At 54.0% G+C, this 10914-nt stretch carries 9 protein-coding genes and 3 pseudogenes; 10 read left to right on the top strand and 2 right to left on the bottom strand.

What is annotated here, in order from left to right; genetic code table 11:
* The 7 genes and pseudogenes from WFN61_RS12845 to WFN61_RS12815 all read left to right on the top strand — a co-directional run.
* Positions 1 to 2899, top strand: a 2899-nt coding sequence (locus tag WFN61_RS12845) for an RHS repeat-associated core domain-containing protein (protein ID WP_337038742.1), incomplete at its 5' end; no start/stop codon positions are given.
* Positions 2890 to 3336: a hypothetical protein gene (locus tag WFN61_RS12840; protein ID WP_337038741.1), complete on the top strand. Its 447-nt coding sequence runs from the start codon at positions 2890 to 2892 to the stop codon at positions 3334 to 3336. The genes WFN61_RS12845 and WFN61_RS12840, both read left to right, overlap by 10 nt.
* Before the next feature lie 25 nt (positions 3337 to 3361).
* Positions 3362 to 3702: pseudogene (locus WFN61_RS12835) on the top strand (RHS repeat-associated core domain-containing protein); the annotation flags it as partial.
* Between the two features lie 268 nt (positions 3703 to 3970).
* Positions 3971 to 4309 carry a hypothetical protein gene (locus WFN61_RS12830; protein WP_312274442.1) on the top strand — a complete coding sequence of 113 codons (339 nt, stop codon included), beginning with the start codon at positions 3971 to 3973 and terminating at the stop codon, positions 4307 to 4309.
* A gap of 7 nt (positions 4310 to 4316) precedes the next feature.
* A pseudogene (locus WFN61_RS12825) lies at positions 4317 to 4955 on the top strand (RHS repeat-associated core domain-containing protein); the annotation flags it as partial.
* 13 nt (positions 4956 to 4968) lie between these two features.
* Entirely contained in the window at positions 4969 to 5355 is a 387-nt protein-coding gene (locus tag WFN61_RS12820; protein ID WP_337038740.1) for a hypothetical protein, read from the top strand.
* A gap of 44 nt (positions 5356 to 5399) precedes the next feature.
* Positions 5400 to 5624 (top strand): annotated as a pseudogene (locus WFN61_RS12815) (RHS domain-containing protein); the annotation flags it as partial.
* Between the two features lie 43 nt (positions 5625 to 5667).
* On the opposite strand, the gene WFN61_RS12810 reads toward WFN61_RS12815, so the two are convergent.
* Positions 5668 to 6525, bottom strand: a complete 858-nt coding sequence (locus WFN61_RS12810) for a DMT family transporter (protein WP_144818771.1) — start codon at positions 6523 to 6525, stop codon at positions 5668 to 5670.
* Positions 6526 to 6874: 349 nt separating this feature from the next.
* Here WFN61_RS12810 and proP point away from each other — a divergent pair, with 349 nt between their 5' ends.
* Entirely contained in the window at positions 6875 to 8344 is a 1470-nt protein-coding gene (proP, locus tag WFN61_RS12805) for a glycine betaine/L-proline transporter ProP (RefSeq protein WP_144818745.1), read from the top strand.
* Between the two features lie 30 nt (positions 8345 to 8374).
* Here the strand turns inward: proP and WFN61_RS12800 are convergent, their stop codons facing one another.
* Complete coding sequence (locus WFN61_RS12800) at positions 8375 to 9142, bottom strand: DUF3750 domain-containing protein (protein WP_144818743.1); 768 nt, start codon at positions 9140 to 9142, stop codon at positions 8375 to 8377.
* Positions 9143 to 9401: 259 nt separating this feature from the next.
* Here WFN61_RS12800 and cmoA point away from each other — a divergent pair, with 259 nt between their 5' ends.
* Together cmoA and WFN61_RS12790 are read left to right on the top strand one after the other, a co-directional pair.
* The gene (gene cmoA, locus WFN61_RS12795) at positions 9402 to 10124 is read left to right on the top strand and encodes a carboxy-S-adenosyl-L-methionine synthase CmoA (RefSeq protein ID WP_337038738.1); all 723 of its coding nucleotides are present in this window, start codon (positions 9402 to 9404) and stop codon (positions 10122 to 10124) included.
* A complete protein-coding gene (locus tag WFN61_RS12790; RefSeq protein WP_337038737.1) occupies positions 10121 to 10825 on the top strand; it encodes a methyltransferase family protein in 705 nt (234 codons plus the stop codon). Before cmoA ends, WFN61_RS12790 begins: the two co-directional genes overlap by 4 nt.
* The last annotated feature ends 89 nt before the right edge of the window (positions 10826 to 10914 follow it).

The raw sequence follows: 10914 nt of genomic DNA, 5'->3' as shown, positions 1-10914 counted from the left end.
TGCTTATGACGCTGAGGGCCAGCTCGTCACCGTGACGGGCCGGGGCGGTAGCGTGCGCAGACGGTTTTGCTGGCAGGATGGCCTGATGACTGCCCATGAGGATGCAAACGGCCTGCTCAGCGAGTACCGCTGGCAGACCCTTGCAGGCCTGCCCCGCGTGGTGACCTTCCGGCACAGCGGCGGCGAACAGCTGACGCTGGATTATGACGTTGAGAGCGGCAGACGCCGGGTCATCCGGGACGATGGTGCACAGGCGCACTGGCTGGTTGATGACGATGACAACGTCGCCAGCTATACGGATTTTGACGGACGCCGTACCGCCTTTGTCTACCGCGACGGGGAGCTCACAGACGTCATTCTTCCCGGCGGAGCCATTCGCCGCAGCGTATGGGACAGGTACGGACGCCTGATGCAGGAGACCGACCCGGAAGGACGGACCACAGCGTACCACTGGTACCGCCAGACCGGCTGCCTGACCCGCATCGTTTATCCTGACCAGACCGCCTCGCAGGCGGCATATGATCTGCGGGGGCGGCTGGAGTCTGAAACCGATCCCGGTGGACACCGCACCACATACCACTACCCGGACGACAGCGATCCTCTGGCGGACAGCGTCACCGATGCCTCCGGCGGCGTGGTTCAGCTGCAGTGGAACCATCAGGGACTGCTGACAGGCCGCACCGACTGCGCCGGCAGCGTCACGCGGTTTGAGTACGATCGTTTCGGGCAGCTTGTCCGCAGCGAGGATGCCGAAGGTCACATCACCCGCCGGGAATGGAACGCGGCCGGGCAGCTCAGCGGCGTTATTCACCCCGACGGCAGCCAGGAAACGCTGATATGGAACAGACGCGGACAGCTCACGGGCTGGCGCGATCCGCTGGAGAGCGAGGTGCGCCAGGCGTATAACGTCCTGGGCCTGCCCGTCAGCTTCACCGACCGTACCGGGCATACCCGCCGCTGGCACTACGATCCGCGTGGCAATCTGTTACGGCTGGAGAACGACAACGGCGCTGAATACCGCTTTACTTATGACGCCACGGGCCACCCACTGAGCGAGATCCGGCCGGATGAGACGTCACGGCTGATGCAGTGGGACGCGCGGGGTTTTCTCACTGCCCTTGAAGAGCGCGGCAGCCCTGCCGCCGACGGCGGGGCTGGCCTCCGGTGGCAGCAGTTCGGCTATGACGACAGCGGCCTGCTTACTGCACGGACCACCCGTGATGCCGGATACCGCTACCGGCGTAACCAGAACGGGCAACTTACCGGCCTGCTGCGCACGCCAACAGCCGACGGCATGGCACGGGGTGTCAGTGAGGATGAGATTCAGTTTACCTATGACGCTGCGGGAAAGCTGCTCGGTGAACAGGGTGTCAACGGTGAGCTGCACTATGTCTGTGACGCGCTGGGTAACCTGACCGCCCTCACCCTTCCCGGCGGGCAGCGGCTGTCATGGCTGCATTACGGCTCCGGCCACGTCAGCGCCGTCCGCTTTAACCAGCAGACCATCAGCGACTTCACCCGCGACCGCCTGCACCGGGAAACCGAACGCAGCCAGGGAGTACGCACCCAGCAGCGGGAGTATGACAGACTCGGCAGACGCAGCCTGCAACGCAGCGCGCTGAGCACAGACGTCACGCTGCCGGAACAGGCGATGCTGGAGCGTCTTTATCGCTATACCGGACGCGGCGAGCTGGCAGGCGTCAGCGACACCCTGCGGGGTGAGATACAGTACGGTTACGACGCCGAAGGCCGCCTGCTGAAACATTATGAAGCCCGTCGGGGGCACAGCACCGCACATTTTCGCTATGACGCCGCCGGTAACCTGCTGCCGGATGATAACCTGCCTGCCCTGCCGGTCACCGGTAACCGCCTGCTGCACTGGCAGCACCGGGTAATGGAATATGATACCTGGGGTAATCTTGTCAGCCGCCGCAGCGGCACGGGCGATCAGCATTATGTCTATGATGCGGAAAACCGGCTGATAAAGGCAGAAGGCACCGGCCCGGAAGGCAGGTTTACAGCACAGTATCACTATGACGCCCTGGGCCGTCGGACCCGAAAAACCGTCACCACGCAGCGCGGCACGTCAGAGACCCGCTTCCTGTGGCAGGGTTATCGCCTGCTGCAGGAGCAGCAAAAAGATCGCTGCCGGACCTATGTTTACGACCCGAACGAAGCCTACAGCCCGCTGGCGCGTATCGACCATCTCAGGGACGACAGCCAGGGCGATATCTGCTGGTTCAGCACCGACCTGAACGGTGCCCCGCTGGACGTCACGGATGAACAGGGCAACCTCTGCTGGAGCGGCCAGTACGGCAGCTTCGGCGAGGTGCGGTATCAGAGCGACGGCTTCTCACGGCTGTTGCAGGCTACCACCCCGGACCCTCAGCCGCTGCGCTACGCCGGACAGTACGCCGACAGCGAAACGGGGCTGCATTACAACCTGTTCAGGTATTACGACCCCCAGGTGGGACGGTTCACGGTGCAGGACCCGGTTGGGCTGGCGGGTGGGCTGAATCTTTATCAGTATGCGCCGAATCCGCTGGGGTGGATTGATCCATGGGGATTGAACGATTCTCCTATTACATTCAAATCTCAATTTCGAGCAGCCAAAAGACAGCTAGCTATACCAAAAAATACTAACATACCTGTTTCTACAAAAGTTTTTGACAATAAGTATGAAAACCGTACTGTTTGGGAATTTGATGACAATGGTGTCAAAAAGTACATAATAATGCATGAAGAGGATAAATTTGGCCGAGGCCCACACTTACATACTGCAGATGATCTTCATGGTAACCCGTTAGAAAAAAATATTAGATACAATCAACACGTCGGGCATATTCCTGAAGAAAAAAGGGGCATTACAGACATGAGAGGCAAAAAGAAATGTCCATAGATCTAAAAAACAAGCTGAAGGAAGCAAAAAGAAATAGTGAGCTAAAAACACTCATAAAGACTATTATACTTGAGACGAATCTGCAAGGAAAAGATATTAACTGCTGTCATATAACCTATCAAGAAGTTGTTGATAAATCTCACGACAAACTTAAGCTTAGAAAAAATCATTTTGACATTGAGTCTGAGAAGGTACTTTTTGAAAGTTTCCTCGCTAAAATTTCGGGCCAAGATTTCGTGACTTTAATGATAAAAACGGATAGTAACATCTTCTTCTTATCTTTGCCTTATAACTCCGTAAAGAATAATTTAGATTTTTTCTGGTATCAAAATAAATTAACAAATCATACAGATGAAAAGATTTTTATTAATAAAGACTTAAGCAAAGGGTTTGTCATATTTGCGAGCGAATATGGGATCGAAACAGCATCATGGTAGATCACACATATATAACAAGTGAATAGGCAATACCTTATGGTTTAGTATTGGCCTCAACCGAGTAACGATAAAGTCGCTCAATGATAGAGCCATATCCGCTGGAGCGGCCAGTACGGCAGCTTCGGCGAGGTGCGGTATCAGAGCGCCGGCTTCTCACGACTGTTGCAGGCTATCACCCCGGACCCTCAGCCGCTGCGCTACGCCGGACAGTACGCCGACAGCGAAACGAGGCTGCACTATAATCTGTTCAGGTATTACGACCCGCAGGTGGGACGATTCACGGTACAGGACCCGATTGGGCTGGCGGGTGGGCTGAATCTTTACCAGTATGCGCCGAATCCACTGGGGTGGATTGATCCGTGGGGATGGAGTTTCCTTGAAATTATCGGTGATGCTGCCGACACTACAGGAAAAAAATACCAAGGGGCGGAAATTTACAAAGTATCTAGCAAAGTTAAAATTGAACAAGTAACCTTTAAAAAAGGCGATTATTTTTATTTAGACAATTTACACAAAGATCATTATGAAACCTTTTCATCATTGAATAGGTCCAAAGGTGTGTTTAATCTGGATGGTTCTTACAATGAAAAGAAATCAATCAAAACCGAAAAAAGAAAAGGGCCCGGGTGCTAACATGAATGAAGAAATAAAAAAAGATATACTTAATAATAAAAATGATTTAATTTATGGAACCTTTTGCCATTATTTATTTGAAGAGGGATTCTTTGATGAGCATTTATTAGCCGACCTTATAGATAAATGTGGCATATGCCTTAAAGAGGATGTAGATGAAGATGAGGTTACCAATCTTCTAAAATGGCTTGTTATAAGTACTGAACAATGTTTTTCATCTAACAATGATAGCAATGACTTATATGTAATTAAAAACTATAGTACTGCTATGGAAGAAGGATGGCACATTGACTGGAAACCAAAAATTATGAAATTAATTAATGGCAACCTAAATATTTAAAATACATATCCGCTGGAGCGGCCAGTACGGCAGCTTCGGTGAAGTGCGGTATCAGAGCGACGGCTTCTCACGGCTGTTGCAGAACGGAACCCTGCACCATCAGCCGCTGCGCTATGCCGGACAGTACGCCGACAGCGAGACGGGGCTGCATTATAATCTGTTCAGGTATTACGACCCGCAGGTGGGACGCTTCACGGTGCAGGACCCGGTGGGGCTGGCGGGAGGGCTGAATCTTTATCAGTATGCGCCGAATCCACTGGGATGGATTGATTATACTGGTCTTTCACGATACCCAGGGGTGGATTTTTCAGGCAGTGATGCTTTATATCCACATGGAGAAAGTATCGTTAAAATTAAGATGACTGGCAGCAGATATGGTGATTTCAAGGCAGCTAATGACATTACTGGATATGTAAATGATTCAGGTAATATCACTGAAAAATCACATCCGGAAAATTATACTTGGCACCATTTGAATGATTACGAGCCTATGACGAATACTTCCACAATGCAGCTTGTAGAAACTAGCGCGCATGAAGTTTCCTTTCCGCATTCAGGTTCTGTAAGCCAATTCGAAAAACATCATGGGATTAAGTACGAGTCTGCTGAAGCCAAGAAAACTGCCAAATCATTGAATTGCAATTAAAATAGGAGGCGAAATGTCATTGGAGCTGGATTTTTATGAAGACGATGAAGGTGTTTCAGTCGATTTAGCATTATCGGTATTTGGCCCTTCTTTCATCCAGTGCATAAACCTGGACTCTGATTCGGTCGATGAAAAAATGAAAAAAGACATCGATTTTCTTATTAAGAAACAGAAAGATTTCTTCGAAAAAATCGCAACTGAAACCCAAGTATATAGTAAGCGTGTATATGGTGCAGCTGCAAAAAACTTAATATTGATGAAAGTTTATGTTTCTCCAGATGAGGAGAATGAATTTGGGTTCATGTTCTCGACCGATTTAGATCAGGAACACGGGATTGGTATCAAATTTAAAGGGCTTGATGTGAAGAAAATTGGTAGTGGTGAAACAGCATTTTTATAACATTCAATTACGTCTATCCGATTGGGTAAACCCGCTTCCTGTTGCAGGACGCGGGGCTGTGCATTACTTATATTTACGACACGCATGAAGCCTACAGTCCGCTGGCGCGTATCGACCATCTCAGGAATGACAGCCAGGGCGACATCTGCTGGTTCAGCACCGACCTGAACGGTGCCCCGCTGGACGTCACGGATGAACAGGGCAACCTCTGCTGGAGCGGCCAGTACGGCAGCTTCGGCGAGGTGCGGTATCAGAGCGACGGCTTATCCTGGCCTACCACCCTACACCATCTTTTACTCACCCTGTCCCCTCTTACGACCGCACCACCATCCGCCATCTAAACCACAGCTGGGCCACCAAAATCAGTATTCCGCCGGTGATCTTCTGCATCGGCAGCTTCTCTCCGTACCAGATTGCCGCCGCAATCACCGTTAATAGTGGCTCGAGAACCATGATAATTGCCGCATTGGCGACGGCGGCATGCTTCTGCCCCTGAAGCTGAAGGCCGAAGCGCAGGCTGGTGGCGATCAGGATGCTGGCAAGCAACCACATCGCGGTGGTCGCGGTGAACGGCTGAGTCCACGTCTCTGTCAGCCCTGACAGTACTAAACCCACTACGCCGGTCATCCCCAGCTGCACCGCCGTCAGCGGCAGCAGCGGCACTTCTCTGGCGCAGCGGCTGGTGTAGCAGAAAGAGATCGACTGCACCACGGCAGTCAACAAAAACCACCCCTGGCTGGCGTGAAACGATATCGGGAACTGTAAGCTGAGCAGCCCCAGTCCCACAAAGGCCAGCGGCAGACACTCCCAGTAGGCACGCGCGGGCCGGACCTTCATCATCCCCCATGCCACCAGCGGCACGAACAGCATCGACAGGCTCATGATAAATGCGCCTTCGCCGATCGAGGGAGTGGTTGAAACAGAGTAGATCCACAGGCACATAGTCAGCGCCATCCAGCCCCCGCTGATAAGCACTCTTACGATCTGTTCACGCGCAATGCGCTGGCCTCGGCAGAACGGCAGCAGAACCAGAGCGGCACAGCCAAAACGTAGCCCTAAAAAGGCAAAAACCGGCATTCCAGAGATCCCCTCACGGGAAAAAATCCAGCCGCAGGCGGCGATAAGGGTGACCATAATAAGGAGAAGATCGGCTTGCCGCTGGGGGTTCATTGAGATAGTCATCACTACAGAAAAATATAAAAAAGGGTTGCCCCATGATAGTGCTAATGCCCGCAATTAAATAGATCGTTAGCAGGCGAAATAATATTCCCTGTAGTTTAGGGGGTTTATTTATTGCTACCACACCGTTCAGATTAAGCTGATATCGCCACCATTTCAGAGAAAAGCAGCTTATCCCGCCAAAAAGTTGCACCCGTCGACTATTTTATTTATGGTGTACCCCCGCCGCTAAACGTGGCGAACCATCATTATCTGCATCTTATAGCTTTCATTTCCTTTGAATTGGGTTTTACGGCTGCGAAAGCTATAAGGTTGCGCCATCCACACTCATGGGGAGTTTATGAGCAACGGAACGACGTTAAACCAGCACCAGAATAACGCTTCAACAAGCAACGAGTTAACCGTAGACGATATCACCGTTATCGATAGCGGCCTGCTTAAAAAGGCCGTCGGCGCAGCCGCGCTCGGTAACACCATGGAGTGGTTCGACTTCGGGGTCTACAGCTATCTGGCCGTGATCATCGGCCAGGTCTTCTTCCCGGGTGCCAGCAGTACCGCACAGCTGATCGCCTCTTTCGGCACCTTCGCCGCCGCCTTCCTGGTACGCCCTATCGGTGGGATGGTCTTCGGCCCGCTGGGGGATCGCTTTGGTCGCCAGAAGATCCTGGCCTTAACGATGATCATGATGTCGATCGGTACGTTCAGCATCGGCCTGATCCCCGACTATGACAGCATTGGCATCGCCGCACCGATCCTGCTGCTGGTGGCGCGTCTGGTGCAGGGCTTCTCCACAGGGGGCGAATATGGTGGTGCAGCAACCTTTATCGCAGAGTACTCCACCGATAAACGCCGCGGATTTATGGGCAGCTTCCTGGAGTTCGGTACCCTCGGGGGCTATCTGCTGGGTGCCAGCCTCGTGACGATTATGATCGCGGTTCTGCCTACCGAGGCGATGCACTCCTGGGGATGGCGTATTCCGTTCTTTCTCGCTGCGCCGCTGGGGCTGTTTGGCCTCTACATTCGTCTTAAGCTTGAGGAGACACCGGCATTTAAAGATCACATGGATAAGCAAGAGGCGCTGGAGCACAGCAAGCCACAGCTTAGCCTGATCCAGATGCTGAACAAACATCGCAAGCAGATCCTGAAGTGCATCGGCCTGGTGCTGGTATTCAACGTCTCGAACTACATGCTGACCTCCTACATGCCAAGCTACCTGACCAGCGTGCTGGGCATGAGCGAGCTGACCGGCCTGCTGCTGGTGATGGTGATCATGTTTGTGATGATGCCGTTAACCCTTGCATGGGGCTACTGGACCGATCGCATCGGCCGTCGTCCGGTCATCGCCCTCGGCGCTGCCGGGCTGATCCTGCTGGCGATCCCGAGCTTTATGCTGATCGGCTCCGGCAATATGCTGGCGGTATTTGGCGGGCTGGTTATTCTTGGCGTGCTGCACACCTGCTTTAGCGGCACCATGCCTGCGACGCTCCCGGCCCTGTTCGTTACCGATATCCGCTACAGCGCGCTGGCGATTGGCTTCAACCTGTCGGTCTCGCTGTTCGGTGGTACCACGCCGCTGGTCACCGCCTGGCTGGTGGACACCACTCACAACGTGATGATGCCTGCCTACTACATGATGGGTGCGGGGATTATCGGCCTGATTACGGTCCTGACCCTGCGCGAGACGGCCCAGAAGCCGCTCAGCGGCTCCTCACCGGCGGTGGCGACGCATGCCGAGGCGCACCGCCTGATCGATAAGCTGCGCAAGCAGAAACGCAGCAAGCACCTGCAGGCGCAGGTAGCGAGCGAGTAAGTCGTCCTAAACCCACGTTCGCGTGGGTTTTTACTGCTCCTGCAAATTATCCGACCCTACGCCGCCGATAAACGGCAGTCGTAGACGCAGAGGCGTAAAGTCGAGACCGACGTTAAGCCCGAGAACGTTAAGCTCGAACCCCTCCTCGGCCCCCAGAGTCACTCCCGCCACGCCCAGCAGCGAGATTTGCAGGCCGCGCCCCGACGGCGGCAAGCCGATGGGCCGATAGAGCGGACGATAGTCTTTCCCTACTGCGTTAGCAGGCAGATCGAGCCTCAGGTCAGGCACTTCTCGTCCAATATGAGCAATGAAGGTGTTGCTGTTGGGGCCCGGCCACGCATGATAGGTGGTCGGCCATGGGTAAGAGGCAATTGCCGCTTTAATCTGCGGGATCAGTGCTTCGGCTTCCGGCCCCCGGCGATCCACCAGCAGGCGCGGCCTGGAGCCGTACCAGTAGCCATCCGCGAGGTTGCTGTTACGGCGCACCTTGTCGCCGCTGCCCCAGCTGATGACCTCGTAGCGGCTGTAGTGGGTCTCCCCGGCACGCTTGAAGATGATCCATGGATGCACGGCCACCGCCCCTTTCCAGCCGTAAGTGGGGGCGGCATAGACCTGGACGATTGCCAGTCGGGCAAACTTAACCGGATCGGGCGCGATGCCGGATGAATCGCGGCGGGCAGACCACCACCCCTCACTGGCCTTTGCGTCGCGCTGGCTGACGGCCTGGGCGATGCTGGCAACAAGAGAGAGTAGGATAATACACAGCAAACTCAGACAAACTGTTTTGAGAGCGATCATGGCACCTGTAGGGAAGTAAAAAGCGGCGGGAGTTAGCCTATTCTACCGCCGTTTTTTTGCCCAGCAAGCGCTGTGCTTAAATCATCACCAAACTTTACGCAGGCTTGTATCAATAACAACACTTTGCAATACATCTCAACTAGAACTGTCCTCGTAAAGCCTATAACCTTCACTTAAATACCTAATGAAATCAATCATTTGTAACGTGAATGCATCTGGTTTCATGTATTGATTTTCGATATATCTCACTGGAGTCGTTATGGGTCAGGATAAGGTTTTTGCTGTAGAGAAGAGTGCGGAAGATTTTCGCTTTGATAGCCAGGTGGCGGGCGTGTTTGACAACATGGTCGACCGCTCCGTGCCCTTCTATCAGGAAATTCAGCGCATGGTGGGCGAGCTGGCGGCAGAGTACGCTACCAAAGGGAGTCAGCTTTACGATCTGGGGTGCGCCACCGGCACTACCCTCGCCTTGCTGGACGGCGTGCTGCCGCAGAGTATCGCCTTTACCGGCATCGACAATTCGCCGGATATGCTGGAGAAGTGCCGGGACAAATTCGCCCAGCTAAATTCTGCACGTGAGACGCATTTCCTTTGTCAGGATCTCAAAGAGAGGATGACGTTAGATAACGCCTCGGTGGTGGCGATGATCCTGACGCTGATGTTTGTCCGCCCTCTGCACCGCCGAAAGCTCCTGTCATCTATCTACGAGGGGCTCAACCCCGGCGGCGCGCTGATTCTGGTAGAGAAGGTGGTCTGCGACTCGCCGGATCTCAACAGGCGCTTTATCAACTATTACTACGCTATGAAGCGTCGCCACGGCTACAGCGAGCTGGAGATCGGCCAGAAGCGCGAGGCGCTGGAGAACGTGCTGATCCCCTATAGCGAAGGCGAAAATCGGCAGATGCTCACCGACACCGGCTTTCGCAGCGTAGAGGTCTTCTTCCGCTGGTATAACTTCTGCGCAATGGTGGCAATAAAATGAGGATCACCATTGGCAACTTTCTTTTTCGTACCCGCAACGTGCTCTTTCCGCTGCTCTACCTGACGCTGTTTGTAGGCCAGCAGCAGGTCAGCCAGGCTGCCATTGCCATGCTGATTGCCGGTGCTGCCGTTGCCCTGCTCGGACAGGGCATCCGGGTCCTGACCGTCGGGCTGGACTATATCGTACGCGGTGGACGCCAGCGTAAAGTGTATGCCGACAGCCTGGTGCAGACCGGGCTGTTTGCCCACTGTCGTAATCCCCTCTACCTGGGCAATCTGTTGATGATTATTGGCTTCGGCGTTGCCGCCAATAACTCGTGGTATCTGACGATCGCGATGCCGCTCTTTTTTCTGGGCTACGCCTGCATCATTGCTGCGGAAGAACACTATCTGCTGGGGCGCTTTGGCGACGACTACCGACACTACTGCGCACGTACGCCGCGCCTGCTGCCGCGCCTGAGGGGATTAGGCAAGACGCTGCGAACCTTTGCCTTTAACTGGCGGCGAGTAGTAGTGAAGGAGTACACCACCCTCTGTATGACCCTGCTCATGCTGGTGCTGCTGGCCGCCCGGGCACTTCACGCCGACGCCCGTGGCTGGATAATCTCCGCAGGCCTCATCGTGCTGATTTTACTGGCCTGCGGTGCGGTACGGATCCTGAAAAAATCGGGGCGGCTTCACGCTGGCTTGCCAAGGCAATAATACCTCTCTCTCTGCCTCATTAATGCCCTCGGCTCAGTAGCATATGCAAAAAGCGAGGGTAATCCCCGTTTCACCGCCTACTATTATTT

Origin of the sequence: Pseudescherichia sp. AS216, from assembly GCF_037152055.1 — a bacterium.
Classification (GTDB): Bacteria; Pseudomonadota; Gammaproteobacteria; order Enterobacterales; family Enterobacteriaceae; genus Pseudescherichia.
Note: the sequence above shows the minus strand (reverse complement) of the source record. Positions and strands in the feature narration are given on the sequence as shown.

Bases quoted from the DNA above. Each gene is read 5' to 3' on its own strand.
- WFN61_RS12840 (WP_337038741.1), top strand. From the start codon at position 2,890: ATGTCCATAGATCTAAAAAACAAGCTGAAGGAAGCAAAAAGAAATAGT.
- WFN61_RS12830 (WP_312274442.1), top strand. From the start codon at position 3,971: ATGAATGAAGAAATAAAAAAAGATATACTTAATAATAAAAATGATTTA.
- WFN61_RS12820 (WP_337038740.1), top strand. From the start codon at position 4,969: ATGTCATTGGAGCTGGATTTTTATGAAGACGATGAAGGTGTTTCAGTC.
- WFN61_RS12810 (WP_144818771.1), bottom strand. From the start codon at position 6,525: ATGAACCCCCAGCGGCAAGCCGATCTTCTCCTTATTATGGTCACCCTT.
- proP (WP_144818745.1), top strand. From the start codon at position 6,875: ATGAGCAACGGAACGACGTTAAACCAGCACCAGAATAACGCTTCAACA.
- WFN61_RS12800 (WP_144818743.1), bottom strand. From the start codon at position 9,142: ATGATCGCTCTCAAAACAGTTTGTCTGAGTTTGCTGTGTATTATCCTA.
- cmoA (WP_337038738.1), top strand. From the start codon at position 9,402: ATGGGTCAGGATAAGGTTTTTGCTGTAGAGAAGAGTGCGGAAGATTTT.
- WFN61_RS12790 (WP_337038737.1), top strand. From the start codon at position 10,121: ATGAGGATCACCATTGGCAACTTTCTTTTTCGTACCCGCAACGTGCTC.